The following is a 26,602-nucleotide window of genomic DNA, read 5'->3' as shown; positions in this document are numbered from 1 at the left end:
GCGTTCATGACAACCCATATTCAACGTTCCGCCCTTCTTCCGTACCCCGCCAAGGCGCTGTACGACCTGGTCAACGACGTTGCTCGGTACCCTGAGTTTCTTCCGTGGTGTTCATCCACGCGTATTCTGGAAACAGGCGAAGGCTTTATGCGTGCCAGCCTAGAGGTGGCCAAGGGCGGCCTGAGCCAGCGCATGGTGACTCGCAATACCTTGGTGCCAGGCGAGCGAATGGAGATGAACCTGGAGGAAGGGCCATTCACTCAACTCAATGGGGTGTGGGTGTTCAAGCCGCTAGGGGAGAAGGCCTGCAAGATCAGCCTGGACCTAGCCTTCGACTACGACGGCCCGCTGATCCGCGCGACCTTGGGGCCGCTGTTCAATCAGGCCGCCAATACGCTGGTGGATGCGTTTTGCCAGCGGGCTAAGCAGTTGTATGGATAAGGGCTCGCCAGCTTTGCTGGCTCCTACGGCCGGAGGTCAGATATAAAAAAACCTGGGCTAGCCCAGGTTTTTCATGCGCCGCGAACTTACTGCGGGGAGCTTTGGATCGGCTCGGGGCTGGGTACCGGTACCGGTTTGGCCTGGTCCACGTCACGCTGGATCTGGTCCAACAGCGAGCCTGGTTGAGCAGGGGTTTCCGGTTGCTGCGGCTGCGCTGGCGTGGTTGGGTCCGCGGGTGTTGCGGTGTTGTCCCTGCCCATGATGGCGTCATCACGGCTAACGCCTGGCATGAAGTCCCCGGACAGGCTGGCCAGTTGGTCCTGCTCGTTGAAGAAAACACTCACGCGTTCTTGCTGTCGGCGAGCGCCGCCTTGCTGCATGCTGTAGAGGTAGTCCCAACGATTGGGGTGGAACGTATCCACGAGCATGGGGTTACCCATGATAAACCGCACTTGCCGCCGGGTCATTCCAGGCCTCAACTGGTCTATCATGTCCTGCGTGACGACATTGCCCTGCTGGATGTCGATCTTATAAACCCCGGGGAATGAACAACCGGCGAGTGCGAGCAGGCCCACGAACGTGAGGCTGGTAAGCAAGTGCTTGGTGTTTTGCATCGGTGGGCGACTTCCACTATCTTGGCTGGGTCAACAAAGCCCCGATCATACCCGCATTGACTGAAGCTGCGAAGCAGCATCGGCGAGAAAGCTGACCATGGTTGAAAACAACGAACTACGAAAAGCAGGTCTGAAGGTGACCCTACCACGGGTCAAGATCCTGCAAATGCTTGACTCGGCCGAGCAGCGCCACATGAGCGCCGAGGACGTGTACAAGGCCCTCATGGAGGCGGGTGAAGACGTAGGGCTTGCCACTGTTTACCGAGTACTGACCCAGTTCGAGGCGGCTGGCCTGGTGGTCCGCCATAATTTCGATGGCGGCCACGCAGTGTTCGAGCTCGCCGACGGCGGGCACCACGACCACATGGTGGACGTGGACTCGGGCGAGGTTATCGAGTTTTTCGACAGTGAAATTGAAAAGCGGCAAAAGGAGATCGTGATCGAGCATGGCTTCGATTTGGTGGATCACAATCTGGTGTTGTACGTCCGTCGGCCAAAATAACCACGGCTGTAAATACGCAAAAACCCGCAGGATGGCGGGTTTTCGTTTCTCAATATTAGTGCGCGGATCAAGCCGACCCTACAGGCCGGCTAGCCCAGTAATCAGCCTTTAGCGCTTACCACCATTTTGCGAGCGTGTGCCAGGGACTCCTTGGTCAGGTCCACGCCGCCCAACATGCGGGCCACTTCTTCAATGCGCTCAGCTTTTGCGAGCGTGCGCACTGCCGTACGGGTTTCATCGCTGCCCCGAAGCTTGTGTACGAACAGGTGGTGATGGCCTTGGGCGGCCACTTGAGGCAAGTGGGTGACCGTGAGTACCTGCCCGCGTTCGCCGAGCTTGCGCAGTAATTGGCCGACGATCTCTGCGGTCGGGCCGCCGATACCCACGTCCACCTCGTCGAATACCAAGGTAGGGGTGCGCGAGGTTTGCGCGGTGATCACCTGGATGGCCAGGCTTATACGGGACAGCTCGCCGCCGGAGGCTACCTTGGCCAACGACTTGATGGGCTGGCCGGGATTGGCGCTGACCATCAGCTCCACGCTTTCCTGCCCATGGGGGTGCAGGTCGTTGCTGGCGTGTAGCTTGAGCTCGATGCGGAACCGGCCACCGGGCATGCCCAGGCGGTGGATTTCTTCTTCTACGGCAGTTTCCAAACGCTTGGCCGCTTCGCTACGCAGGGCGCTCAGCTCATCGGCTTTGTGCTGGTAATGGCGCGCGAATGAGGCCAGCTCGCCTTCCAAGCGCTCGATGGACTCATCGCAAGCGGCCAGGCTTTCGACTTCATCGAACAGTTTCTGCTGCAAGGCAGCCACTTCACCAGGCTGCACGCGGTGCTTGCGGGCCAGGGTATAGATGGTGTCCAGTCGCTCTTCGATCAATTGCAAGCGGGCAGGGTCGGCCTCGAAATTATCCACAAAGCGATTAAGCTCGCCGACGGCTTCTTCGACCTGGATCTGTGCGCTGGAGAGCATGTTGGCCGCTTCTTGCAGTGCCCGTGGCGGATTGGCGACCGACGACAGCCGGTTAAGGCAAGCGCTTAGTGCATCGAGAATGTTGCCCGAATCGCCTTCGGAGCATTGCTCCACGACCTGGCGGCTGGTGGCGAACAAGCCTTCGGCGTTGGCCAGGTTCTTTTGGGCTTCTTCGAGCTCTTCCAACTCGTTCTCGCCCAGGCCCAGGTTTTCCAATTCTTCGAGCTGATAGCTAAGCAACTGATGGCGCGCGCGCTGCTCCTCGCTGGTGCTCGACAGCCGGTGGATTTCCTGACGGGTTTGCCGCCAGCGCTGTGCGGCCATGTTTACCTGGCGGGCCAAATCGGCGGCGCCGGCGAACTCGTCCAGCAGGCGGCGATGCGTATCCGGTTTCAGCAAGGACTGATGCTCGTGCTGGCCGTGGATATCGATCAGCAGCTCGCCCAGTGCCTTTAAGTCTCCCAAAGGGCTGGGCGCGCCGTTGATGTACGCCCTGGAACGGCCTTCGCTGGTGATCACCCGGCGCAGAATGCAGTGGTGGTCTTTGTCCAGGTCTCGCTCGGCCAGCCAGGCACGGGCGTCGGGGATGTCAGCCACGTCGAAGGTTGCCAGAATGTCGGCCTTGTCCGCGCCTGGGCGCACTACGCCGCTGTCGGCACGGTCGCCCAAGGCCAGGCCCAGCGCGTCGAGCATGATCGACTTGCCCGCGCCGGTTTCGCCGGTGATCACGCTCATGCCGTGTTCCAGCTCTAGGTCTAGATGTTCGACGATGGCGTAGTTATGAACGGACAGGTGCACCAGCATGGTCACGATCCCCGAAATGAAAGGTCTGGTTATTTATACAGTGCTTTGGGTAGGGCTGACAATGCCAAGTGTCGGCCGAATGCACCGCCGTTACGCTTCAAGGAAGTGAAATTTGCCATGCCGGTGCCTTGAAGCGAGCGCGGAAGGCCCCATATACCGGGGCAAGCATGCGCGAGCGAGTGCTCGCCGACGTATCCAAAGGAGAACCCCATGGCTGAAGACAAGACTCTGGACGAACAGAACCCGGAACTCACCCCGGCGCCAGAAGCCAACGGCGAAGACCTTGCCGCGCAAATCCAGGCCCTTGAAGAGCAATTGGCCGCTGCCAAGGACCAATCCTTGCGGGTTGCCGCCGATGTGCAAAACATCCGTCGTCGCGCCGAACAGGATGTGGAAAAAGCCCACAAGTTCGCGCTGGAGAAATTCGCCAACGACCTGTTGCCGATCATCGACAGCCTCGAGCGCGGCCTGGAAGTAACCAATGCCGACGACGAAGCCCTGCGCCCAATGCGCGAAGGCATGCAGCTGACCCTCAAAATGTTCGGCGATACCCTCAAGCGGTATGGCGTAGAAGCGGTCGACCCCCATGGTGAGCCCTTCAACGCCGAGCATCACCAGGCCATGGCCATGCAGGAAAGCAGCGATGTGGAGCCCAACACCGTGCTCAAGGTGTTCCAGAAGGGTTATCAGCTCAATAGCCGCCTGCTGCGCCCCGCCATGGTGGTGGTCAGCAAGCCCGCCGCGCCAGCCTCGCCGTCGATCGACGAAAAGGCTTGAAATCCTTAAAGCGGCCCCCATTTAGTTTGCAAGCGTTCGAGTGCTACCGCGTACAGCCACCACTGGCGCGGCAACCTAATTCAAAGTTTCAGGAGAGTTTCATACATGGGCAAGATTATCGGTATTGACCTGGGGACTACCAACTCCTGCGTCTCCGTGCTGGAAAATGGCAAAGCCAAGGTTATCGAAAACGCCGAAGGCGCACGTACCACCCCTTCGATCATCGCGTACGCCAACGACGGCGAGATCCTGGTTGGCCAGTCCGCCAAGCGTCAGGCGGTCACCAACCCACACAACACCCTGTATGCGGTAAAGCGCCTGATCGGCCGTAAGTTCGAAGAAGAAGTCGTTCAAAAAGACATCAAGATGGTCCCGTACCAGATCGCCAAGGCGGACAACGGTGACGCGTGGGTCGAAGTGAACGGCCAGAAAATGGCACCGCCACAAATCTCGGCCGAAGTGCTGAAGAAGATGAAAAAGACCGCCGAAGACTATTTGGGCGAAGCGGTCACCGAAGCGGTTATCACCGTGCCGGCCTACTTCAACGATAGCCAGCGCCAGGCGACCAAGGACGCCGGCCGTATCGCGGGCCTGGACGTAAAACGCATCATCAACGAGCCTACCGCCGCCGCCTTGGCGTACGGTATGGACAAAGCACGCGGCGACCACACCGTCATTGTTTATGACTTGGGTGGCGGTACCTTCGACGTGTCCGTCATTGAAATCGCGGAAGTCGATGGCGAGCACCAGTTTGAAGTGTTGGCCACCAACGGTGACACCTTCCTCGGGGGTGAAGACTTCGACATCCGTTTGATCGACTACCTGGTAGACGAATTCAAGAAAGAAAGCGGCATGAACCTCAAGGGCGATCCCCTGGCCATGCAGCGTCTGAAAGAAGCCGCTGAGAAGGCCAAGATCGAGCTGTCGTCTTCGCAGTCCACCGACGTGAACCTGCCATACATCACCGCCGACGCCACCGGGCCAAAGCACTTGAACGTGAAAATCTCCCGCGCCAAGCTCGAAGCGTTGGTTGAGGACCTGGTTCAGCGCACCATCGAGCCTTGCCGTATCGCACTCAAGGATGCGGGTATCGACGCCGGTTCCATCAACGACGTGATCCTGGTGGGCGGGCAAACCCGTATGCCACTGGTTCAGAAGGCCGTTAGCGATTTCTTCGGTAAAGAAGCGCGCAAAGACGTCAACCCGGACGAAGCCGTTGCCATGGGTGCCGCCATTCAGGGCGCCGTACTGGCCGGTGACGTGAAAGACGTACTGCTGCTGGACGTGAGCCCGCTGACCCTTGGTATTGAAACCATGGGCGGCGTAATGACGCCTTTGATCGAGAAGAACACCACAATCCCGACCAAGAAGTCGCAGACCTTCTCCACCGCTGACGACAACCAGAGCGCTGTGACCATTCACGTGCTGCAGGGCGAGCGTAAGCAGGCTGGCCAGAACAAGTCGTTGGGTAAGTTTGACCTGAGTGAAATCCCGCCAGCACCACGTGGCGTGCCTCAGATCGAAGTGACCTTCGACATCGACGCCAACGGCATTCTGCACGTAGGCGCCAAGGACAAGGCCACCGGCAAGCAGCAGTCCATCGTGATCAAGGCCAACTCGGGCCTGTCGGATGAAGAAATCCAGCAGATGATCCGTGATGCCGAGGCCAACTCGGAAGAAGACCGCAAGTTCGAAGAACTGGCCGCTGCCCGTAACCAGGGTGACGCACTGGTACACTCGACTCGCAAGATGGTCAGCGAAGCGGGCGACAAAGTTACCGCCGAAGAGAAGACTGCCATTGAAGCCGCGGTGTCTGCGCTGGAAGTGGCTGTGAAGGGTGATGACAAGGCTGCCATCGACGCTCGCGTCGAGGAGCTGTCCAAGATCACCGCGCCGGTTGCCCAGAAGATGTACGCGGACGCGGGTGCTCCGGAAGGCGCTGCCCAGCAGCCTGCTGGCGAAGAGCCGAAGAAGCACGACGACGTGGTCGATGCTGAGTTCGAAGAAGTGAAAGACAACAAGTAAGTACTGCTTGTGATCGGCCGGTGCCCTGCGTATGCGTGGTGACTGGTAGCATGTCGCCGCGCGGGAGCCTTGGCTCCCGCGTTGGCATGTCTGGAGTACAGGAATTTCAAGCACCCGGTTCGCTGGGTGTTCCAGTTGGCCCCTGGCTGCAGCGCGCGAGGCATCGCTGGCCGGTGCGTCGAATTTTATTCAGGATGTAAAAGAAGCATATGGCTAAGCGTGATTACTACGAGGTACTTGGGGTCGAGCGAGGCGCGAGCGAAGCTGACCTGAAGAAGGCCTATCGCCGCCTGGCGATGAAACATCACCCGGACCGTAACCCCGGAGACAAAGCCTCGGAAGAAAGCTTCAAGGAGGCCAACGAGGCCTATGAAGTACTGTCCGACGCGAGCAAGCGCGCCGCGTACGACCAGTACGGCCACGCCGGTGTAGACCCACAAATGGGTGGGGGCCCGGGCTTCGGTGGCGCTAACTTCTCCGACATCTTCGGTGACGTCTTTAGCGACTTCTTCGGTAGCGGCGGGCGGGCTGGTGGTCGAGGTGGTGCTCAACGGGGTAGCGACCTGCGCTACACCCTGGAGCTGGACCTGGAGGAAGCCGTGCGTGGCACTACGGTCAGCATCCGCGTGCCAACCCTGGTCAATTGCAAGGTGTGCGACGGCAATGGGGCCAAGAAGGGTTCCTCGCCCGTCACTTGCCCAACCTGCGCCGGTATCGGCCAGGTGCGGATGCAGCAGGGCTTCTTCTCGGTGCAGCAAACCTGCCCGCGCTGCCATGGCCAGGGCAAGATTATTTCCGACCCCTGCGAGGCCTGCCACGGCGAAGGCCGCGTAGAAGAATTCAAAACCCTATCGGTCAAGGTACCGCCAGGGGTGGACACCGGTGATCGTATTCGCTTGTCGGGCGAAGGCGAAGCGGGTGCACAGGGTGGCCCTACCGGTGACCTGTATGTGGTTATCAACGTACGCGAGCACTCGATCTTCCAGCGCGACGGCAAGAACCTCTACTGTGAGGTGCCGATCAGCTTCACGGACGCCGCCTTGGGTGGTGAGCTTGAAGTACCTACCCTGGATGGCCGGGTCAAGTTGAAAATCCCGGATGGCACTCAAACCGGCAAGCAGTTCCGCCTGCGTGGCAAGGGCGTGGCGCCGGTTCGCGGTGGCGCGCCGGGCGACCTGCTCTGCCGTGTGGCGGTGGAAACCCCGGTCAACCTGGACCGCCGCCAGCGCGAGCTGTTGGAAGAGTTCCGGGCTTCATTGGAAGGCAATACTACCCATTCGCCCAAGGCCAGTGGCTGGTTCGAAGGTATGAAGCGCTTCTTCGGCGACTTGTGAAGGCAGCGATCAAAAGGGTTCACAGATGCGACGTATAGCTGTAATGGGCGCCGCCGGCCGTATGGGGAAAACCCTGGTCGAAGCGGTGCAGCAAACCCCCGGTGCCGGCCTGACCGCTGCCATTGATCGCTCGGACAGCACCTTGGTAGGTGCTGATGCGGGCGAATTGGCCGCGCTGGGGCGGATCGGCGTGCCGCTGTCAGGCGACCTGGCCAGGGTGGCGGATGAGTTCGATGTGCTGATCGACTTCACTCACCCCTCGGTGACGCTGAAGAACCTGGCTTTCTGCCGCAAGGCGGGCAAGGCGATGATCATTGGTACTACCGGTTTCAGCCCCGAGGAAAAAGAACGCCTCGCTGAAGCCGCCAAGGACATCCCTATCGTGTTCGCGGCCAACTTCAGCGTTGGGGTCAATCTCTGCCTGAAGTTGCTCGATACCGCTGCGCGTGTATTGGGTGATGACGTAGATATCGAGATTATGGAAGCCCACCACCGCCACAAGGTAGACGCGCCCTCGGGCACGGCCTTGCGCATGGGCGAAGTGGTTGCCAGCGCGCTGGGCCGTGACCTGGAGAAAGTCGCTGTGTACGGCCGCGAAGGGCAAACCGGCGCCCGTGACCGGCAGAGCATTGGCTTTGCCACCGTAAGGGCAGGGGATGTTGTAGGCGACCATACCGTGCTCTTTGCCGCCGAAGGCGAGCGGGTGGAAATCACCCACAAAGCCTCCAGCCGCATGACCTTCGCCAAGGGCGCGGTACGTGCTGCCCTATGGCTGGATGGCCGCGCGCCGGGGCTTTACGACATGCAGGATGTGCTGGACTTGCGTTGAGCTGGTAGAGCGTGACTGGGAATGCCTCGTGGCCATTCCCAGGCTTTCGCTTGCAGTGAGCTTCTGGTCTCATAGCAGCAGTACCTGTGATGGGCAGACCTAGTCGTTCTGCTAGTTTCACCGTAGAGCCTGACACGCTTTAATTGGGCGGAATTTTCGGAGCAGCCCAATGACTCGGCGGACCCCTTATTTTTCATTGATAGCGACTGATATGGCGCAGTCTGTATACCGGAATGCACGTGTATCAAAGAGCTATACACCATTTGGTCACTTGTCGGGCAGGCAGCCCGAACCTGCGTTCACAGGTCAGAGGCGAGAGGCAGATTTCTACCTGATGGGAGGTGGGCGTCGGGCCTACTCGCCCACTTTGCTAAGGTTTTTTTCTGCCGATGGCGCCAGTCCATTTGGGCGAGGTGGATTGAATGCCTATGCTTATTGCAGCGGTGACCCGATCAACAGGCAGGATAGAGGAGGTGCCAGCTGGGCGAGCCTGCTAGGCAAGCTTGTGAAAAGCGCCAAGCCCGTCACCTTGCCACGCGCGAGCGCCTTGGAATTAGCGTATGCCGGCGCTGGTAAGGGGAAAACTCTACGATTCTTCACGACAGAAGTAGCTGATCCTACGCAGATGTATAAAAGCCTGGGTGCTCATCTCTCAGGCTCTCAAGGCAGCTTTGGCGTTATGGCTCGCAACGCTGAGCAAGTGAGGTTGGGCGCCAAAAGCTTTGAGGTAATTCCAAGTTATGCGCCCTTGCGAGACCCGTCCTTGTTCGAGCGGGCTATTGATCGACAGCATGCAAGCATTTGGGCAAACGAAGCCATCAAGCCCGTTGGCCCGGGCGACTGGCCAGCTTTGCCGGAGGGGTCTTTGAATCTAAACGACAGTGATGTCAGGCGCACCGTTCTTAGTTATCTGTATTATCAAGAATTGGCAGACCCGGCAGTCGTTCGTCTGCGAGGGCGTGTAGACCCATGGAGCCAGCAACGCCGATAAATTAAAAGCGTGCGGTGGGTGGACCAAAATGTCGCTTTTCTGTAAGCTACAGCTTTAGTGTGTCCACTAAAAGCGCGCAGATAATTCAGTGAACGAGCGGGGTGACGTGTCCATACGTCTCTCCGCTTTTTTACAACCTGCGATCGCCCTTTCAGGCTTGATTTATCGGAGGTCTTCTTGACTAAGCCAGCCATACTCGCCCTTGCCGACGGCAGCGTCTTTCGCGGTGAAGCGATCGGAGCCGACGGCCAGACCGTCGGAGAGGTGGTATTCAACACCGCCATGACAGGCTATCAGGAAATTCTCACCGACCCTTCCTATGCCCAGCAGATCGTAACCCTCACCTATCCCCACATCGGCAACACCGGCACCACCGCGCTGGACGCCGAGGCTGATCGCGTGTGGTCCGCGGGCCTGGTGATCCGGGATCTGCCCCTGGTGGCCAGCAACTGGCGCAATACCCAGTCACTGTCCGATTACCTCAAAGCCAACAATGTAGTGGCAATCGCCGGTATCGACACTCGCCGCCTGACCCGACTGCTGCGTGAGAAGGGCGCGCAAAATGGCTGCATCCTGGCCGGTGACGATATCTCCGAAGAAGCGGCCATTGCTGCTGCTCGTGGTTTCCCAGGCCTAAAAGGGATGGACCTGGCCAAAGAGGTGAGCACCAAGACGACCTACCCGTGGCGCGAAGGGGTGTGGGCGCTGGCCACCGATAGCCATGCCGTGATGAAGGACGAAGAGCTGCCCTACCATGTGGTGGCCTACGACTACGGCGTTAAGCTGAATATCCTGCGCATGCTGGTTGCGCGCGGCTGCCGCCTGACGGTAGTGCCCGCGCAAACCCCCGCTAGTGAAGTGCTTGCGCTCAAGCCAGACGGCGTATTCCTGTCCAACGGCCCTGGGGACCCAGAGCCTTGCGACTACGCGATCAAGGCGATTCAGGACGTGCTGGAAACCGACACCCCGGTGTTCGGCATCTGCCTGGGCCACCAACTCCTGGCCTTGGCCGCTGGCGCCCGCACCGTGAAGATGGACACCGGCCATCACGGCGCCAACCACCCGGTCCAGGACCTTGACACCGGCGTGGTAATGATCACCAGCCAGAACCACGGCTTCGCGGTAGAGGAAAGCACCTTGCCAAGCAACGTGCGGCCCATTCACAAGTCGCTGTTTGACGGCACTTTGCAAGGCATCGAACTGGTCAACAAGGACGCGTTCAGCTTCCAGGGCCACCCGGAGGCCAGCCCAGGCCCGACTGACGTTGCCCCCTTGTTCGATCGCTTTATCGATGCGATGGCCAAGCGCCGCTGACTGCCAACAGCCCTGTGCCCGCGCGCTTATATGCCGCGAGGCCTGGCGCTGCCCCTGAATGTTCGAAGCGGCTTGCCCTGCAAGGGCCTGCCGACCGATCCGCGGATTTGAGTGACAACCATGCCAAAACGTACAGACATCAAAAGTATTCTCATCCTGGGCGCGGGGCCGATCGTCATCGGCCAGGCCTGTGAGTTCGACTATTCAGGCGCCCAGGCGTGCAAGGCGCTGCGGGAAGAGGGGTACCGGGTCATCCTGGTGAACTCCAACCCGGCCACCATCATGACCGACCCGTCCATGGCCGATGCCACCTACATCGAGCCAATCAAATGGCAAACGGTGGCCAAGATCATCGAGGCCGAGCGCCCTGACGCGCTGCTGCCCACCATGGGCGGGCAAACCGCTCTGAACTGCGCCCTGGACCTTGAGCGCGAAGGCGTGCTGGAAACGTTCGGCGTGGAAATGATCGGTGCCAACGCAGACACCATCGACAAGGCTGAAGACCGCTCTCGCTTCGACAAGGCCATGAAGGCCATCGGCCTGGCCTGCCCGCGCTCTGGCATTGCCCACAGCATGGAGGAAGCCAACGCGGTTCTGGAAACCCTGGGTTTCCCCTGCATCATCCGCCCCTCGTTCACTATGGGCGGCACCGGTGGCGGCATTGCCTACAACCGCGAAGAGTTCGAAGAAATCTGCGCCCGCGGCTTGGACCTCTCGCCCACCAAGGAACTGCTGATCGACGAGTCGCTCATCGGCTGGAAAGAATACGAAATGGAAGTTGTCCGCGACAAAAAGGACAACTGCATCATCGTGTGTTCCATCGAAAACTTTGATCCCATGGGTGTGCACACGGGTGACTCCATCACCGTTGCCCCGGCGCAAACCTTGACCGACAAGGAATACCAGATCATGCGCAACGCCTCGTTGGCGGTGCTGCGTGAGATTGGCGTGGAAACCGGGGGCTCGAACGTGCAGTTCGGGATTTGCCCAGACACCGGCCGCATGGTCGTCATCGAGATGAACCCGCGGGTATCCCGCTCTTCGGCCCTGGCCTCCAAGGCCACTGGCTTCCCCATCGCCAAGGTCGCTGCGAAGCTGGCCGTGGGTTACACCCTGGACGAGCTGCAGAACGATATCACCGGCGGCAAAACCCCGGCCTCGTTCGAGCCCTCCATCGACTACGTGGTCACCAAGCTGCCTCGCTTTGCCTTCGAGAAATTCCCCAAGGCCGACGCCCGCCTGACCACCCAGATGAAATCCGTGGGTGAGGTTATGGCCATTGGCCGGACCTTCCAGGAATCCTTGCAAAAGGCCCTGCGCGGGTTGGAAGTAGGCGTATGCGGGCTGGACCCAAAGGTCGAGCCAAGCAACCCGGAATTCCACACCATCCTTAAGCGCGAGCTGACCGTGCCGGGTGCCGAGCGCATCTGGTATGTGGCCGATGCCTTCCGCGCCGGCATGACCTGCGATGAAATCTTTGCCCTGACCAGCATCGACCATTGGTTCCTGGTCCAGATCGAAGACCTGATCAAAGACGAAGAAAAGGTCAAAACCCTCGGCCTGGCGGATATCGACAAAGCGCTGATGTTCCGTCTCAAGCGCAAAGGCTTCTCTGATCAGCGCCTGGCCAAGCTGTTGGGCGTGACTGACAAGAACCTGCGTCGCCACCGTCACAAGCTGGAAATCTTCCCGGTATACAAGCGTGTGGATACCTGCGCCGCCGAGTTCGCTACCGATACCGCCTACCTTTATTCCACCTACGAGCAAGAGTGCGAGGCCAACCCGTCCAGCCGCGACAAGATCATGATTCTCGGTGGCGGGCCTAACCGTATTGGCCAAGGCATCGAGTTCGACTACTGCTGTGTACACGCGGCCCTGGCGCTGCGTGACGATGGTTATGAAACCATCATGGTCAACTGCAACCCTGAAACCGTATCCACCGATTACGACACTTCCGACCGGCTGTACTTTGAGCCGCTGACCCTTGAAGACGTGCTTGAAGTAGTGCGGGTAGAGAAGCCCAAGGGCGTTATTGTGCAGTACGGTGGGCAAACACCACTGAAGTTGGCCCGCGCCTTGGAAGAAGCTGGCGTGCCTATTATCGGTACCAGCCCGGATGCCATTGACCGCGCTGAAGACCGCGAGCGCTTCCAGCAGATGGTCCAGCGTCTGAACCTGCTGCAGCCGCCGAACGCGACCGTGCGCAGTGAAGAAGAAGCGATCCGCGCTGCCGGCACCATTGGTTATCCCTTGGTGGTACGCCCCTCCTATGTGTTGGGTGGCCGCGCCATGGAAATCGTCTACGAACTCGACGAGCTCAAGCGCTACCTGCGCGAGGCCGTGCAGGTATCCAACGACAGCCCCGTGTTGCTCGATCACTTCCTCAACTGCGCCATCGAAATGGACGTGGATGCTGTCTGTGACGGCAAGGACGTGGTTATTGGCGCGATCATGCAGCACATCGAACAGGCTGGCGTTCACTCCGGTGACTCCGCTTGCTCGCTGCCGCCCTACTCGTTGCCTGAGAACGTACAGAACGAAGTGCGCGAGCAGGTCAAGAAAATGGCCCTCGAGCTGGGCGTGATAGGCTTGATGAACGTGCAGTTGGCATTGCAGGGCGACAAGATCTACGTGATCGAAGTGAACCCGCGTGCCTCCCGTACCGTGCCGTTCGTATCCAAGTGCATCGGTACCTCCCTGGCCATGATCGCGGCACGGGTAATGGCAGGCAAAACCTTGCAAGAGCTGGGCTTCACCAAGGAGATCATTCCCAACTTCTATAGCGTGAAGGAGGCGGTATTCCCCTTTGCCAAGTTCCCGGGGGTTGACCCCATCCTCGGCCCTGAGATGAAATCCACGGGTGAAGTGATGGGTGTAGGCGATACCTTCGGTGAGGCCTTCGCCAAGGCTCAGATGGGTGCCAGCGAGGTATTGCCTACCGGCGGCACGGCTTTTATCAGCGTGCGCGACGACGACAAGCCGTTCGTGGCAGGCGTGGCCAAGGACCTGATCGAGCTGGGCTTTGAGGTTGTTGCCACCAGCGGCACCGCGCAGGTCATTGAGGCAGCGGGCCTGAAGGTACGCCGAGTCAACAAGGTGACCGAAGGCCGGCCGCATGTCGTGGACATGATCAAGAACGACGAAGTGACCTTGATTATCAACACCACCGAAGGGCGGCAGTCCATCGCCGACTCCTACTCGATTCGCCGTAATGCCCTGCAGCACAAGATCTACTGCACCACAACCATTGCCGCCGGCGAGGCCATTTGCGAGGCACTGAAATTCGGCCCTGAAAAAACCGTACGCCGCTTGCAAGACCTACACGCAGGACTTAACGCATGAACAAATACCCCATGACTGTTCAGGGCGCGCGCGCCCTGGAGGAAGAGCACGCCCACCTGACCAAGGTAGTGCGGCCCAAGCTTAGCCAGGATATCGGCACTGCCCGTGAACTGGGCGACCTCAAGGAAAACGCTGAGTACCACGCCGCTCGCGAGCAGCAGGGCATGGTCGAGGCGCGCATCCGTGATATCGAGGGCCGACTGCAAAACGCAGTGGTCATCGACGTGACGGCCATTGAGCCTACCGGCAAAGTGATTTTCGGGACCACCGTGGAGATTGCCAATGTCGAGACTGACGATCGCCTGAAGTATCAGATCGTGGGTGAGGACGAGGCCGATATCAAAGCAGGCAAGATCTCGGTGGGTTCGCCCATTGCCCGTGCGCTGGTAGGCAAGAGCGAAGGCGACGTGGTCGTGGTAAAAACCCCGAGCGGCGTGGTGGAATACGAAATCGTCGAGGTGTTGCACCTCTGATAGATACAAGGCCCGTAGCAGCCGAGCCTGCTCGCGACCGGATGTGGATGCGGTCGCGAGCAAACTCGGCTGCTACAGGTGCCTGATCACTGGAAGCGGTGAATATTCGACAGCTGCTTGTTGGGCTGCGGGTTGCGGCGGTAGATCAGCGCCATTTTCCCGATGACCTGTACCAGCTCGGCGCGGCCAGCCTTGCATAGGTTGGAGATCATCTCTAGCCGGGCTTCGCGGTCCAGCATACTGACCTTCACTTTGATCAACTCGTGGTCAGCCAGTGCGCGCTCCAGCTCGGCCGCCACGCCTTCGGTAACGCCGTTGTCGGCTACGATCAGTACGGGCTTGAGATGATGACCGATGGATTTGTATTGCTTCTTGTGCTCTGCATTGAGCGGCATAATCTGACCCTTTAATTGAAACTGTATAAAACGGCGGCCATTTTACCTGAGCGCCTGGTATTAAGCCCAGCGACACGCATTGCCGCCACACCCAGAGGTGCCCAGTGGCCCGTTCCAAAACAAGCCATAACTGGCTGAAAGAACATTTCAACGACCCTTACGTGAAGATGGCCCAAAAGGACGGCTATCGCTCCCGGGCCAGCTACAAATTGCTGGAGATCCAGGAAAAGGACCGGCTAATCCGCCCAGGCATGTCGGTGATTGACCTGGGCGCCGCGCCTGGAGGGTGGTCTCAGGTAACCAGCCGGCTGATCGGCGGTCAGGGGCGCTTGATCGCTTCTGACATTCTGGAAATGGACAGCATCCCAGATGTGACCTTCATTCAGGGGGACTTCACTCAGGACACTGTGTTGGCGCAAATCCTCCAGGCCGTCGGCGGCGGCCAGGTCGACCTTGTTATTTCAGATATGGCCCCCAATATGAGTGGGGTAAGCGCGGTGGACATGCCTAAGGCAATGTTTCTCTGTGAGCTGGCCTTGGATCTGGCCAGCCGCGTGCTTAAGCCCGATGGGGATTTCCTTATCAAGATTTTCCAGGGGGAGGGGTTCGATACCTACCTCAAGACCGTTCGGCAGATGTTCGACAAGGTGCAAATGCGTAAACCCCTGTCGTCACGGGATCGTTCTCGGGAGCAATACCTGTTGGCACGCGGCTTCAAAGGCTAACGGCTACACTGCAGGCACGCTCTTGGCGACCGATAGTTTTTTTCGAATGGTGGTCTGCACGGAGCATAAGCGAGTATTACGCAGTCAAAAGTTTCACAAAGCGTTACAAGCGGCGTCTGCGCATGCCTAGGGTTGTGTAGTAAGTTAGGCCGATGGACATCATACGAAGCCTGGCGCTAGGTCCTAGAGACTGGCTTCAGAGGGTAGCGAATTGAACGATATGGCAAAGAATCTCATCCTGTGGCTCATCATCGCTGCCGTACTGGTAACGGTGATGAACAATTTCTCGAGCCCCAACGAGCCGCAAACCCTCAACTATTCGGATTTCATCCAGCAGGTGAAAGACGGCAAGATCGAGCGCGTGCAGGTCGACGGCTATGTCATCACTGGCAAGCGCAACGACGGCGACAACTTCAAGACCATCCGCCCCGCCATTCAGGACAATGGCCTGATCGGCGACCTGGTAGACAACCGCGTGGTGGTCGAAGGCAAGCAACCTGAGCAGCAAAGCATCTGGACCCAGCTTCTGGTGGCCAGCTTCCCGATTCTTGTGATCATCGCCGTGTTCATGTTCTTCATGCGGCAGATGCAGGGAGGCGCTGGCGGCAAGGGCGGGCCAATGAGCTTCGGCAAGAGCAAGGCAAGGCTGCTTTCCGAAGATCAAGTCAAAACCACCCTGGCGGACGTCGCTGGTTGCGATGAGGCCAAGGAAGAAGTGGGTGAGCTGGTAGAGTTCTTGCGTGATCCAGGCAAGTTCCAACGCCTGGGTGGCCGTATCCCTCGTGGCGTATTGATGGTCGGGCCACCAGGTACTGGTAAAACCCTGATCGCCAAGGCCATCGCTGGCGAAGCCAAGGTGCCTTTCTTTACCATTTCCGGTTCGGACTTCGTTGAGATGTTTGTGGGCGTGGGCGCCAGCCGTGTTCGCGACATGTTCGAGCAAGCCAAGAAGCACGCGCCTTGCATCATCTTCATCGACGAAATCGACGCCGTGGGTCGCCATCGTGGCGCTGGCATGGGCGGCGGGCACGATGAACGCGAGCAGACCCTCAACCAGTTGCTGGTCGAGATGGATGGCTTCGAAATGAATGACGGCATCATTGTTATTGCCGCCACCAACCGGCCTGACGTGCTTGACCCTGCCTTGCTGCGGCCAGGCCGCTTCGACCGTCAGGTGGTCGTTGGCTTGCCAGACATTCGGGGCCGTGAGCAGATCCTCAAGGTACACATGCGTAAGGTGCCAGTCAGCGAGAACGTAAACGCGGGTGTGATTGCCCGTGGCACCCCAGGGTTTTCGGGCGCCGATTTGGCCAACCTGGTAAACGAAGCGTCTTTGTTCGCCGCCCGGCATGGTAAGCGGATCGTAGAGATGCGCGAGTTCGAACTGGCCAAAGACAAGATCATGATGGGTGCCGAGCGCAAGACTATGGTCATGTCCGATAAAGAAAAACGTAACACTGCGTACCACGAGGCGGGTCACGCCATCGTGGGTCGCATCGTTCCTGAGCATGATCCGGTGTACAAGGTATCGATCATTCCGCGTGGTCGTGCCTTGGGCGTAACGATGTTCCTTCCCGAAGAGGACCGTTACAGCCTGTCCAAGCGCGCGTTGATCAGCCAAATCTGTTCGTTGTACGGCGGTCGGATTGCCGAAGAGATGACCTTGGGCTTCGATGGTGTTACCACCGGTGCGTCCAACGACATTATGCGAGCCAGCCAGATTGCTCGGAACATGGTCACCAAGTGGGGCCTGTCCGAAAAAATGGGGCCGCTGATGTATGCGGAAGAGGAAGGCGAAGTCTTCCTTGGGCGTGGTGGTAGCTCTCAGAGCAGCAGCGTTTCAGGCGAAACAGCCAAGATGATTGACTCTGAAGTACGTAGCATCATTGATCACTGCTATACCACGGCTAGACAGATACTGGCTGACAACCGTGACAAGCTGGACACCATGGCCGACGCACTCATGAAGTACGAGACGATCGACGCTGATCAGATCGAAGACATCATGGCCGGGCGTGAAGTGCGCGAGCCTCGGGACTGGACCGACGGTTCCGGGTCTTCTGGAAACGCAGCCCAGGGTAACGAGCGCCCTGAAGCACCCATTGGTGGCCCAGCGGCGCAGCACTAAGGTTTTAAATGTCTTCTTCGTTACACCAGACCCGGTTGCCATGCGGCAACCGGGTTCTTGATTTATCCCATACCCATGTCATGGGTATCCTCAATGTCACGCCAGATTCTTTCTCGGACGGCGGCCGCTTCAAAGGGCGAGCGTTGGCATTGGCGCATGCCCGGGAAATGGTCGACGCTGGGGCTACCCTCATAGACGTTGGTGGCGAGTCCACGAGGCCAGGCGCGCTGCCGGTCTCCTTGCAAGAGGAGCTTGATCGGGTATGCCCCATAGTCGAGGCCATTGCTGCCGAATTGGATGTCATCATCTCTGTCGATACGTCATCGCCAGAAGTGATGCGCGAGGCAGCCCGCTTAGGCATGGGGCTGATCAATGACGTACGTGCCCTGCAGCGGCCTGGTGCCCTGGAAGTTGCCGCACAAACGAATGCGGCGGTGTGTTTGATGCACATGGTGGGGGAGCCTGGAAACATGCAGGACAACCCTCACTATGTCGATGTGGTGACCGAGGTCACGGATTTCCTCGCGCGCCGAATCATCGCCTGTCAGAATGCCGGGATTGATGCATCGCGGATCATCCTTGACCCAGGTTTTGGCTTTGCTAAAACCCATCCCCATAACCTGAGCCTGTTCAAGCGCCTTCAGGGCTTGGAGGTATTAGGTCGCCCCCTACTGGTCGGCGTATCGCGCAAAAGCATCGTAGGCCAGGCATTGGGCAGGCCAGTCAGTGACAGGCTCGCAGGTAGTCTTGCCTTGGCGGCTTTGGCCATAACCCAAGGTGCAAGTATCCTGCGCGTGCATGACGTTGCCGAAACCATGGACGTTGTGCGCATGCTTGCAGCGGTCAGCGCAGCCGAATAAGAATTAACGGAGTACCCATGAGCAAAAAATATTTCGGTACCGACGGTATCCGCGGCCGTGTCGGTCAATACCCCATCACCCCAGATTTTATGCTCAAGTTAGGTTGGGCAGCGGGCATGGCGTTCCGCAAGATGGGCGCCTGCCGGGTGCTGGTGGGCAAGGACACCCGTATTTCAGGGTACATGTTCGAATCCGCATTGGAGGCTGGCCTTTCCGCCGCTGGCGCGGATGTAATGCTGCTTGGGCCAATGCCTACTCCGGCCATTGCCTACCTTACGCGCACCTTTCATGCCGAGGCAGGGATCGTTATCAGCGCGTCCCACAACCCTCACCATGACAACGGCATCAAGTTCTTCTCCGGGCAAGGCACCAAGCTACCCGATGACATCGAGTTGATGATCGAAGAACTGATGGACCAACCGATGACCGTGGCTGAGTCCGGTAGCCTGGGCAAGGTATCGCGAATCAACGACGCCGCTGGCCGCTATATCGAATTTTGTAAAAGCAGCGTACCGAGCAGCACGGATTTCGCTGGCCTCAAGTTGGTGGTGGACTGTGCCCATGGGGCAACCTACAAGGTCGCGCCTAACGTTTTCCGTGAGCTGGGCGCTCAGGTGACCGCGATTTCGGCTCAGCCGGATGGCTTGAATATCAACGAAAGTTGCGGTTCTACCCATATGGAGGCCTTGCAGGCGGCAGTTCTGCTAGGCCACGCCGATATGGGCATTGCTTTCGACGGCGATGGGGACCGTGTGCTAATGGTTGACCACACAGGCGCCATTGTCGATGGGGACGAGCTGCTCTTTATCATTGCTCGCGACCTTAAAGAGCGCGGTCGCCTCGAGGGTGGTGTAGTGGGCACCCTTATGAGCAACCTGGGGCTTGAACTCGCTCTGCAGGACCAAGACATACCCTTCACCCGTGCCAACGTCGGTGACCGCTATGTGATCGCTGAAATGGCCGAGCGCGGCTGGCCCTTGGGCGGGGAAAACTCAGGCCATATCGTCTGCTCTCAGCACACAACCACTGGCGATGCGATCATTGCCTCGCTGCAAGTGTTGTTAGCCCTCAAGCGTCGTGGCGAAACCCTGTCCCAAGCTCGGCACGGGCTGCGCAAATGCCCGCAGGTGCTAATCAATGTACGTTTCAGTGGTGGTGAAAACCCTGTGGGTCACCCTGCGGTGGAAGAAGCCTGCCAGCGTGTTACCCGGGCCATGGGCGGGCGCGGGCGCGTGCTGCTGCGTAAGTCCGGCACCGAACCTCTGGTGCGGGTGATGGTGGAGGGTGATGAAGAAATGCAAGTACGACGCTACGCCGAAGAGCTGGCAGCGCTTGTCAAAGAAGTTTGTGTATGAATAGGCGCCGCAAAGGCTTGCTACCTACGGTTGTTCTGGGTAACATCTGCGCCCACTTTGACCGACGGGGTGAAGCATGCGTCGCTTGATGGTAGCTGGTAACTGGAAAATGCACGGTACCTGCGCCAGCGTGGCGGAGCTGCTCAAGGGGTTGAAAAGTCAGGATTTTTCAGCGACAGTAGAGGTCGCGATTTTCCCGACATTCCTCCATATCGGCGGAGCGGTTGAAGCGCTGCAAGGTTCGAAGGTTGCGGTAGGCGCGCAAAACGTCGCGACCCAGGCTGGGCCCGGTGCCCTGACTGGAGAAGTCGCCGCAAGCCAGTTGGTAGACGCAGGTTGCTCCTTGGTGCTTATTGGGCACTCCGAGCGCAGGCAGATCATCGGCGAGGCAGAAGCCGCATTGATTGCGAAATTCAAGGCTGCGCAAGAGGCTGGGTTGACTCCGGTACTTTGTGTAGGCGAAACCTTGGAAGAGCGTGAAGCCGAACGGACTTTCGAGGTTGTAAGTGCTCAGCTCAACAGCATTATCGATGCGCTTGGGATAGAAGTATTTTCCCGTGCAGTCATCGCGTATGAGCCGGTTTGGGCGATTGGTACAGGTCTAACGGCCACGCCCGAACAAGCCCAGGATGTGCATAAAGCGATTCGTGATTTGTTGAAGGCTAAGAATTCCGAAGTCGCAGACGGTGTGCGGCTTTTGTACGGCGGCAGTGTAAAGGCGGCCAACGCGGCTGAGTTGTTCCGCATGCCGGATATCGACGGGGGGCTGATTGGTGGCGCCGCCCTCAACGCAGATGAGTTCGGTGCGATCTGTCGCGCCGCGGGAAGCTGACAAGATGCTGGAAAATGTCGTGGTAGTGTTTCATCTGTTGGGCGCGCTCGGGGTAGTTGCCCTCGTGCTGTTGCAACAGGGGAAAGGTGCGGAAGCTGGAGCATCTTTCGGCGCGGGTGCCTCAAATACTGTGTTCGGAAGCCAAGGTTCCTCTACCTTTCTAAGTAAGTTTACTGGTATACTCGCTGCATGTTTCTTCATTACCAGCTTGGGCTTAGGTTACTTTGCTAAAGAAAAGGCTCACCAGTTGAGTCAAGCGGGTTTGCCTAATCCAGCGGTTTTGGAAGTTCCACAGCAAAAGCCGGCGGCAGATGATGTTCCGGTGCTCCATGAGCAAAAAACTGGTGTGAACGGCAACGATGTTCCGCCTGCTCAAGAGCAGAAGTAAAAGGGTTTCAAAAAGTTTTGCCGAGGTGGTGGAATTGGTAGACACGCAACCTTGAGGTGGTTGTGCCCATAGGGTGTAGGGGTTCGAGTCCCCTTCTCGGTACCAATATATAAGAGGCCCGCACTTTGCGGGCTTTCTTGTTCCAGAGCTGTCGATTGACCGTAAGCGGCCGAGGCCGTATACTTTCAGGCCAGCTATGTCGCGGGGTGGAGCAGTCCGGTAGCTCGTCGGGCTCATAACCCGAAGGTCGTTGGTTCAAATCCAGCCCCCGCAACCAGTTTTCAGCGGAGCCCCTGTTCAGGGGCTTTTTGTTAGCTGATCAGTCTAGCGCCGCGCGAATGCGGCGTTTTCCAGGGTGGGCGTTTCGCCCATTTTTTATTTGCACAGCATGCACGAGGGGGTTCAGGTGTCGAGCAAGCTAGAACAGTTGCAGGCCTTACTGGCCCCAGTGGTCGAGGCGCTTGGTTATCAATGCTGGGGTATAGAGTACATATCTCAGGGGCGCCATTCACTGCTGCGTATCTTTATCGACAAGGAAGGTGGTGTTTTGGTTGAGGATTGCGAAATCGTCAGCCGCCAGGTTAGTGGAGTTCTCGATGTCGAAGACCCTATTGCCGTGGAATACACCCTGGAAGTCTCCTCTCCCGGTATGGATCGCCCGCTGTTCACGCTAGAGCAGTTCGCCGCACATGCCGGTGACCAGGTAAAAATCAAGTTGCGCACGCCTTTTGAAGGGCGGCGTAATTTTCAGGGCCTGCTTCGCGGTGTGGAAGAACAGGATGTGGTGGTCCAGGTCGATGACCATGAATTCTTGTTGCCGATCGATTACATCGATAAAGCAAACATTATTCCCAGTTTTGACTGAGACGTGTCGGGTCATGCGTGAAACGCGGATCCCAAAGGCTTGCGAAAGGCGAGGCGTACGATGAGTAAAGAAGTACTGCTGGTTGTTGAATCGGTATCCAATGAAAAGGGCGTACCGGCGGGTGTGATATTTGAAGCATTGGAAATCGCCCTCGCGACCGCGACTAAAAAGCGGTTCGAAGACGAAGTAGATTTGCGGGTGGAGATTAACCGTCACACCGGTAGCTATGAAACATTCCGCCGCTGGACCGTTGTCGAGGACGAGAACTTCGATGATCCCGCTCACCAGTTGGCCGTTGACCAAGCTCAAGCGCGTAAACCCGATGCCGTCGCAGGCGATGTATTCGAAGATAAAATCGAGTCCATCGAGTTTGGCCGCATTGCTGCACAAACCGCCAAGCAAGTGATCGTGCAGAAAGTGCGCGAGGCCGAGCGTGCTCAGGTGGTAGACGCCTACCGCGAAAAGGTTGGCGAAATCATTTCCGGTACGGTCAAGAAGGTAACCCGGGACAATGTGATCGTTGACCTGGGTAACAACGCCGAGGCCTTGTTGGCTCGCGAAGACATCATCTCTCGTGAAACCTTCCGGGTCGGGGTGCGGGTACGCGCGCTGCTCAAGGAAATTCGTAGCGAGAACCGTGGCCCCCAATTGATTCTGTCACGTACCGCGCCGGAAATGCTCATCGAGCTGTTCCGGATCGAAGTGCCGGAAATCGCCGAAGGGCTGATCGAGGTCATGGGCGCTTCTCGCGATCCAGGGTCTCGTGCAAAAATCGCCGTCCGCTCTAAAGACAAACGCATCGACCCGCAGGGCGCGTGCATCGGCATGCGTGGTTCTCGCGTACAGGCTGTGTCGGGAGAGCTGGGTGGCGAGCGCGTGGACATCGTGCTGTGGGACGATAACCCCGCACAGTTCGTCATCAACGCAATGTCCCCGGCGGAAGTCGCGGCCATCATCGTTGATGAAGACGCCCACGCCATGGATATCGCAGTGGCAGCCGACAACCTGGCTCAGGCCATCGGTCGTGGCGGTCAGAACGTTCGTCTTGCCAGTCAGCTGACCGGTTGGACACTTAACGTCATGACCGAGTCGGATATCCAGGAAAAGCAGCAGGCCGAAACCGGCGACATCCTGCGCAACTTCGTCGAGCAACTCGAAGTGGACGAAGAACTCGCTCAGGTGCTGGTGGACGAGGGCTTTACCAGCCTCGAAGAAATCGCCTACGTGCCTTTGGAAGAAATGCTCAACATCGACGGGTTCGATGAAGAGATCGTCAATGAGCTTCGTGCTCGGGCCAAGGATCGCCTGTTGACTGCAGCCATCGCCTCCGAGGAAAAGCTGGCCGACGCCCAACCGGCGGAAGACCTGCTGTCTCTCGAAGGCATGGATGCAGACCTCGCGAAGGAATTGGCGGTACGCGGTGTCATTAACCGCGAAGACCTGGCCGAGCAGTCTATTGACGATTTGCTCGACATCGACGGCATCGACCAAGAGCGAGCCGGCAAGTTGATCATGGCCGCCCGAGCCCATTGGTTCGAGTAACTGGCGCGGCCTGAGGAGAGAAGTGCATGACGCAAGTCACGGTGAAAGAACTGGCCCAAGAGGTCGCCGCACCGGTGGAGCGCCTGTTGCAACAGATGCGAGAGGCGGGATTGTCGCATACCGACGCTGGCCAGGTTGTGACCGATACCGAAAAACAAGCGCTGTTGGCGCACCTGAAAAGCAGTCACAAGGCAAAAGTGGAAGAACCCCGCAAAATTACCCTGCAACGCAAGACCACGAGCACGCTGCGAGTGGCCGGTAGCAAAACCATCAGTGTCGAGGTCCGTAAGAAGAAGACCTTCGTCAAGCAGAGCCCCGAGGAAATCGAGGCCGCACAGCGTCGCGAGCTGGAAGAGCGCCGTGCTGCAGAGAATGCTACCCGGCAAAAAGCCGAAGAGCAGGCTCGTCAGCGCGCCGAGGAAGAAGCTCGCAAGGCCGGGCCAGATACAACCAAGCCCGCAGCTGCTCCTGCCGCGGAACCTGCTGCCGCACCCGTTTCCCGCGCTGCCGAGCCTGCCGCCGCGAACGACCGCCCCGCCGTGCCGACGACAACTGTCGAAGTGCGCAAGCGTGATGACGCGCGTCGCCCAGACAAGCCTAAAGCCGGCACCGACGATGACCGTCGTGGCGGCGAGCGTAAAGGCCAGCCACATCGTGCCACTGTCAAGGAAAAGGCACCGACGCCGCGCGCCGCGCCGCGCACCACCGATGAAGAAAGCGATGGGTTCCGCCGTGGCGGCCGTGGCAAGTCCAAGCTCAAGAAGCGCAACATGCACGGCTTCCAGAGCCCGACTGGCCCGGTGGTACGCGATGTCATCATCGGCGAAACCATTACCGTGTCCGATCTGGCACAGCAGATGTCCGTCAAGGGCGCTGAAGTCGTCAAGTTCATGTTCAAGCTCGGTACCCCGGTGACCATCAACCAGGTACTGGACCAAGATACCGCGCAGCTGGTTGCCGAAGAGCTGGGCCACAAGGTCAAGCTGGTCAGTGACAATGCCTTGGAAGAGTCCTTGGCCGAGTCCCTGCGCTATGAGGGCGAAACCGTTTCTCGCGCACCGGTGGTGACCGTAATGGGCCACGTCGACCACGGTAAAACCTCGCTGCTCGACTATATCCGTCGCGCCAAGGTGGCTGCGGGCGAGGCCGGTGGTATCACCCAGCACATTGGTGCCTACCACGTAGAAACCGACCGTGGCATGGTGACCTTCCTGGATACCCCAGGCCACGCCGCGTTTACCGCCATGCGTGCCCGTGGTGCCAAGGCCACCGATATCGTGATCCTGGTGGTTGCCGCCGATGACGGCGTAATGCCGCAGACCATCGAGGCTGTTCAACATGCCAAGGCCGCGGGTGTTCCCCTGGTCGTAGCAGTGAATAAAATCGACAAGCCGGGCGCTGACCTGGACCGTATCCGCAGTGAGCTGTCGGTTCACGGCGTAACGTCCGAAGAGTGGGGCGGCGACACCCCGTTCGTACCGGTCTCGGCGAAGATGGGTACAGGCGTCGACGAATTGCTCGAAGCCGTTCTGTTGCAAGCCGAAGTACTGGAGCTGCAAGCCAGCCCCGCGGCCCCTGGCCGTGGTGTGGTGGTCGAGTCCCGCTTGGACAAAGGCCGTGGCCCCGTGGCTACCGTGCTGGTTCAGGACGGTACCCTGCGTCAGGGCGACATGGTGCTGGTAGGTTCCAACTTCGGTCGGATCCGCGCCATGCTCGATGAGAACGGCAAGCCGGTCAAAGAAGCGGGCCCCTCCATCCCGGTCGAGATTCTCGGCCTGGACGGTACCCCGGACGCTGGCGACGAAATGAGTGTTGTCGCTGACGAGAAGAAAGCCCGTGAAGTCGCCCTGTTCCGTCAAGGCAAGTTCCGTGAGGTGAAACTCGCTCGTGCTCACGCTGGCAAGCTCGAGAACATCTTCGAGAACATGGGCCAGGAAGAGAAGAAAACTCTCAACATCGTGCTCAAGGCAGACGTACGCGGTTCTCTCGAAGCGCTTCAGGGCGCGTTGGGCGGCCTGGGTAACGACGAAGTGCAGGTACGGGTCGTCGCCGGTGGCGTGGGTGGTATCACCGAAAGCGATGCCAACCTGGCGCTGGCTTCTAACGCGGTACTGTTCGGCTTCAATGTGCGTGCCGATGCTGGCGCCCGCCGCATCGTCGAGCAAGATGGCCTGGACATGCGTTACTACAGCGTGATCTACGACATCATCGAGGACGTCAAGAAAGCCCTGACCGGTATGCTAGGCAGCGATGTTCGCGAGAACATCCTGGGTATTGCCGAAGTGCGTGACGTGTTCCGCTCGCCGAAATTCGGCGCGGTCGCTGGCTGCATGGTGCTTGAAGGCGTTGTACATCGTAATCGCCCGATCCGCGTACTACGCGAGGAAGTGGTGATCTTCGAGGGCGAGCTGGAGTCGCTGCGCCGCTTCAAGGACGACATGTCCGAAGTGCGCGCTGGCATGGAGTGTGGTATCGGCGTCAAGAGCTACAACGACGTCAAGGTCGGCGACAAGATCGAAGTCTTCGAGAAAGTCCAGGTGGCCCGTACGCTCTAAGCTGCACTTAGTTTGGAGTGGCGTGCCTGTCACCCACTCCCTTACGCAACGCCCGGTTCGGCTTCCGCTGGCCGGGCGTTTGCTGCTTTCAAGCCGCCCGCGGCGCGGGTGGTCGATACAGGTAGTTTGCCATGGCAAAAGAATACAGCCGTACCCAGCGCATCGGTGACCAGATGCAACGTGAGCTGGCGCAACTGATCCGCCGCGAAGTTAAGGACCCACGCGTTGGGCTCGTGACCATCACCGCCGTCGAGGTTACCCGAGACCTGGGCCACGCCAAGGTGTACATCACGGTGATGGGCGATGATGGCGGCGAACAGGTCAAGCAAAGCATGAAAGTATTGAACGCGGCCGGGAGCTTTTTGCGTACCCAGCTTGGGCGTGAAATGAAACTGCGCAGCGTTCCTCAACTGCATTTCCATTACGATGAAAGCGTAGCCCGTGGGGCTCATCTCTCGGCACTGATCGAGCGCGCCGTGGCCGAAGACAGCCAGCACGCGCCAGCGGCCTCCGAGCCCAACGGCAGCGGCGAGGACTGAT

General features: G+C 58.9%; 23 protein-coding genes and 2 tRNA genes. 22 read left to right on the top strand and 3 right to left on the bottom strand.

What is annotated here, in order from left to right:
• Positions 1 to 6 precede the first annotated feature (6 nt).
• The gene (locus ACWKV4_RS18010) at positions 7 to 441 is read left to right on the top strand and encodes a type II toxin-antitoxin system RatA family toxin (RefSeq protein ID WP_483833472.1); all 435 of its coding nucleotides are present in this window, start codon (positions 7 to 9) and stop codon (positions 439 to 441) included.
• A gap of 86 nt (positions 442 to 527) precedes the next feature.
• Here ACWKV4_RS18010 and ACWKV4_RS18005 read toward each other — a convergent pair whose 3' ends face one another.
• Complete coding sequence (locus ACWKV4_RS18005) at positions 528 to 1,055, bottom strand: outer membrane protein assembly factor BamE (protein WP_483833471.1); 528 nt, start codon at positions 1,053 to 1,055, stop codon at positions 528 to 530.
• Between the two features lie 97 nt (positions 1,056 to 1,152).
• Between ACWKV4_RS18005 and fur the strand changes: the two genes are divergently transcribed.
• On the top strand, positions 1,153 to 1,557 hold the full coding sequence (gene fur, locus ACWKV4_RS18000) for a ferric iron uptake transcriptional regulator (RefSeq protein WP_483833470.1): 405 nt from the start codon (positions 1,153 to 1,155) through the stop codon (positions 1,555 to 1,557).
• A gap of 101 nt (positions 1,558 to 1,658) precedes the next feature.
• Here fur and recN read toward each other — a convergent pair whose 3' ends face one another.
• Positions 1,659 to 3,332 (bottom strand): DNA repair protein RecN, encoded by a 1,674-nt coding sequence (gene recN, locus ACWKV4_RS17995; protein WP_483833469.1) that lies wholly within the window; start codon positions 3,330 to 3,332, stop codon positions 1,659 to 1,661.
• A gap of 210 nt (positions 3,333 to 3,542) precedes the next feature.
• Between recN and grpE the strand changes: the two genes are divergently transcribed.
• The 8 genes from grpE to greA all read left to right on the top strand — a co-directional run bounded on the left by grpE (position 3,543) and on the right by greA (position 14,417).
• The gene (gene grpE / locus ACWKV4_RS17990) at positions 3,543 to 4,109 is read left to right on the top strand and encodes a nucleotide exchange factor GrpE (protein ID WP_483833468.1); all 567 of its coding nucleotides are present in this window, start codon (positions 3,543 to 3,545) and stop codon (positions 4,107 to 4,109) included.
• Positions 4,110 to 4,214: 105 nt separating this feature from the next.
• Positions 4,215 to 6,134 (top strand): molecular chaperone DnaK, encoded by a 1,920-nt coding sequence (gene dnaK, locus ACWKV4_RS17985; RefSeq protein WP_483833467.1) that lies wholly within the window; start codon positions 4,215 to 4,217, stop codon positions 6,132 to 6,134.
• A gap of 209 nt (positions 6,135 to 6,343) precedes the next feature.
• Complete coding sequence (gene dnaJ / locus ACWKV4_RS17980; RefSeq protein ID WP_483833466.1) at positions 6,344 to 7,468, top strand: molecular chaperone DnaJ; 1,125 nt, start codon at positions 6,344 to 6,346, stop codon at positions 7,466 to 7,468.
• Positions 7,469 to 7,493: 25 nt separating this feature from the next.
• Positions 7,494 to 8,297, top strand: a complete 804-nt coding sequence (gene dapB / locus ACWKV4_RS17975; RefSeq protein WP_483833465.1) for a 4-hydroxy-tetrahydrodipicolinate reductase — start codon at positions 7,494 to 7,496, stop codon at positions 8,295 to 8,297.
• A 169-nt stretch (positions 8,298 to 8,466) separates the two neighbouring features.
• Positions 8,467 to 9,288 (top strand): RHS repeat-associated core domain-containing protein, encoded by an 822-nt coding sequence (locus ACWKV4_RS17970; RefSeq protein WP_483833464.1) that lies wholly within the window; start codon positions 8,467 to 8,469, stop codon positions 9,286 to 9,288.
• 177 nt (positions 9,289 to 9,465) lie between these two features.
• Complete coding sequence (carA, locus tag ACWKV4_RS17965) at positions 9,466 to 10,602, top strand: glutamine-hydrolyzing carbamoyl-phosphate synthase small subunit (RefSeq protein ID WP_483833463.1); 1,137 nt, start codon at positions 9,466 to 9,468, stop codon at positions 10,600 to 10,602.
• A gap of 120 nt (positions 10,603 to 10,722) precedes the next feature.
• A complete protein-coding gene (gene carB, locus ACWKV4_RS17960) occupies positions 10,723 to 13,944 on the top strand; it encodes a carbamoyl-phosphate synthase large subunit (RefSeq protein ID WP_483833462.1) in 3,222 nt (1,073 codons plus the stop codon).
• Positions 13,941 to 14,417 (top strand): transcription elongation factor GreA, encoded by a 477-nt coding sequence (gene greA / locus ACWKV4_RS17955; protein WP_483833461.1) that lies wholly within the window; start codon positions 13,941 to 13,943, stop codon positions 14,415 to 14,417. The genes carB and greA overlap by 4 nt, the downstream gene beginning before the upstream one ends.
• Before the next feature lie 86 nt (positions 14,418 to 14,503).
• On the opposite strand, the gene yhbY is transcribed toward greA, so the two are convergent.
• A complete protein-coding gene (gene yhbY, locus ACWKV4_RS17950) occupies positions 14,504 to 14,812 on the bottom strand; it encodes a ribosome assembly RNA-binding protein YhbY (protein ID WP_483833460.1) in 309 nt (102 codons plus the stop codon).
• Between the two features lie 104 nt (positions 14,813 to 14,916).
• Here yhbY and rlmE point away from each other — a divergent pair, with 104 nt between their 5' ends.
• The 12 genes from rlmE to rbfA all read left to right on the top strand — a co-directional run bounded on the left by rlmE (position 14,917) and on the right by rbfA (position 26,601).
• Positions 14,917 to 15,537: a 23S rRNA (uridine(2552)-2'-O)-methyltransferase RlmE gene (gene rlmE, locus ACWKV4_RS17945; protein WP_483833459.1), complete on the top strand. Its 621-nt coding sequence runs from the start codon at positions 14,917 to 14,919 to the stop codon at positions 15,535 to 15,537.
• A 220-nt stretch (positions 15,538 to 15,757) separates the two neighbouring features.
• Entirely contained in the window at positions 15,758 to 17,665 is a 1,908-nt protein-coding gene (gene ftsH, locus ACWKV4_RS17940; RefSeq protein ID WP_483833458.1) for an ATP-dependent zinc metalloprotease FtsH, read from the top strand.
• 8 nt (positions 17,666 to 17,673) lie between these two features.
• Positions 17,674 to 18,525, top strand: coding sequence for a dihydropteroate synthase (gene folP, locus ACWKV4_RS17935; RefSeq protein ID WP_483833457.1), 852 nt, complete (start codon positions 17,674 to 17,676; stop codon positions 18,523 to 18,525).
• 17 nt (positions 18,526 to 18,542) lie between these two features.
• Positions 18,543 to 19,880, top strand: a complete 1,338-nt coding sequence (gene glmM, locus ACWKV4_RS17930; protein WP_483833456.1) for a phosphoglucosamine mutase — start codon at positions 18,543 to 18,545, stop codon at positions 19,878 to 19,880.
• A 76-nt stretch (positions 19,881 to 19,956) separates the two neighbouring features.
• Entirely contained in the window at positions 19,957 to 20,712 is a 756-nt protein-coding gene (gene tpiA, locus ACWKV4_RS17925) for a triose-phosphate isomerase (RefSeq protein WP_483833455.1), read from the top strand.
• 4 nt (positions 20,713 to 20,716) lie between these two features.
• Positions 20,717 to 21,100 (top strand): preprotein translocase subunit SecG, encoded by a 384-nt coding sequence (gene secG / locus ACWKV4_RS17920; protein ID WP_483833454.1) that lies wholly within the window; start codon positions 20,717 to 20,719, stop codon positions 21,098 to 21,100.
• 19 nt (positions 21,101 to 21,119) lie between these two features.
• A tRNA-Leu gene (locus ACWKV4_RS17915) sits at positions 21,120 to 21,205 on the top strand.
• 95 nt (positions 21,206 to 21,300) lie between these two features.
• Positions 21,301 to 21,377, top strand: a tRNA-Met gene (locus ACWKV4_RS17910).
• Positions 21,378 to 21,506: 129 nt separating this feature from the next.
• Positions 21,507 to 21,965, top strand: coding sequence for a ribosome maturation factor RimP (rimP, locus tag ACWKV4_RS17905; protein WP_483833453.1), 459 nt, complete (start codon positions 21,507 to 21,509; stop codon positions 21,963 to 21,965).
• Positions 21,966 to 22,025: 60 nt separating this feature from the next.
• The gene (gene nusA / locus ACWKV4_RS17900) at positions 22,026 to 23,507 is read left to right on the top strand and encodes a transcription termination factor NusA (protein WP_483833452.1); all 1,482 of its coding nucleotides are present in this window, start codon (positions 22,026 to 22,028) and stop codon (positions 23,505 to 23,507) included.
• A 26-nt stretch (positions 23,508 to 23,533) separates the two neighbouring features.
• Positions 23,534 to 26,062: a translation initiation factor IF-2 gene (gene infB, locus ACWKV4_RS17895; protein WP_483833451.1), complete on the top strand. Its 2,529-nt coding sequence runs from the start codon at positions 23,534 to 23,536 to the stop codon at positions 26,060 to 26,062.
• 131 nt (positions 26,063 to 26,193) lie between these two features.
• Positions 26,194 to 26,601, top strand: a complete 408-nt coding sequence (gene rbfA, locus ACWKV4_RS17890; RefSeq protein WP_483833450.1) for a 30S ribosome-binding factor RbfA — start codon at positions 26,194 to 26,196, stop codon at positions 26,599 to 26,601.
• Position 26,602: the final 1 nt, after the last annotated feature.

It is taken from the genome of Pseudomonas artemisiae (assembly GCF_057128685.1).
Note: the sequence above shows the minus strand (reverse complement) of the source record. Positions and strands in the feature narration are given on the sequence as shown.

Excerpts from the sequence above, each read along its gene's own strand:
- ACWKV4_RS18010 (WP_483833472.1), top strand. The coding sequence starts at position 7 with ATGACAACCCATATTCAACGTTCCGCCCTTCTTCCGTACCCCGCCAAG.
- ACWKV4_RS18005 (WP_483833471.1), bottom strand. The coding sequence starts at position 1,055 with ATGCAAAACACCAAGCACTTGCTTACCAGCCTCACGTTCGTGGGCCTG.
- fur (WP_483833470.1), top strand. The coding sequence starts at position 1,153 with ATGGTTGAAAACAACGAACTACGAAAAGCAGGTCTGAAGGTGACCCTA.
- recN (WP_483833469.1), bottom strand. The coding sequence starts at position 3,332 with ATGCTGGTGCACCTGTCCGTTCATAACTACGCCATCGTCGAACATCTA.
- grpE (WP_483833468.1), top strand. The coding sequence starts at position 3,543 with ATGGCTGAAGACAAGACTCTGGACGAACAGAACCCGGAACTCACCCCG.
- dnaK (WP_483833467.1), top strand. The coding sequence starts at position 4,215 with ATGGGCAAGATTATCGGTATTGACCTGGGGACTACCAACTCCTGCGTC.
- dnaJ (WP_483833466.1), top strand. The coding sequence starts at position 6,344 with ATGGCTAAGCGTGATTACTACGAGGTACTTGGGGTCGAGCGAGGCGCG.
- dapB (WP_483833465.1), top strand. The coding sequence starts at position 7,494 with ATGCGACGTATAGCTGTAATGGGCGCCGCCGGCCGTATGGGGAAAACC.
- ACWKV4_RS17970 (WP_483833464.1), top strand. The coding sequence starts at position 8,467 with ATGACTCGGCGGACCCCTTATTTTTCATTGATAGCGACTGATATGGCG.
- carB (WP_483833462.1), top strand. The coding sequence starts at position 10,723 with ATGCCAAAACGTACAGACATCAAAAGTATTCTCATCCTGGGCGCGGGG.
- greA (WP_483833461.1), top strand. The coding sequence starts at position 13,941 with ATGAACAAATACCCCATGACTGTTCAGGGCGCGCGCGCCCTGGAGGAA.
- yhbY (WP_483833460.1), bottom strand. The coding sequence starts at position 14,812 with ATGCCGCTCAATGCAGAGCACAAGAAGCAATACAAATCCATCGGTCAT.
- ftsH (WP_483833458.1), top strand. The coding sequence starts at position 15,758 with ATGGCAAAGAATCTCATCCTGTGGCTCATCATCGCTGCCGTACTGGTA.
- folP (WP_483833457.1), top strand. The coding sequence starts at position 17,674 with ATGTCTTCTTCGTTACACCAGACCCGGTTGCCATGCGGCAACCGGGTT.
- glmM (WP_483833456.1), top strand. The coding sequence starts at position 18,543 with ATGAGCAAAAAATATTTCGGTACCGACGGTATCCGCGGCCGTGTCGGT.
- tpiA (WP_483833455.1), top strand. The coding sequence starts at position 19,957 with ATGCGTCGCTTGATGGTAGCTGGTAACTGGAAAATGCACGGTACCTGC.
- secG (WP_483833454.1), top strand. The coding sequence starts at position 20,717 with ATGCTGGAAAATGTCGTGGTAGTGTTTCATCTGTTGGGCGCGCTCGGG.
- nusA (WP_483833452.1), top strand. The coding sequence starts at position 22,026 with ATGAGTAAAGAAGTACTGCTGGTTGTTGAATCGGTATCCAATGAAAAG.
- infB (WP_483833451.1), top strand. The coding sequence starts at position 23,534 with ATGACGCAAGTCACGGTGAAAGAACTGGCCCAAGAGGTCGCCGCACCG.
- rbfA (WP_483833450.1), top strand. The coding sequence starts at position 26,194 with ATGGCAAAAGAATACAGCCGTACCCAGCGCATCGGTGACCAGATGCAA.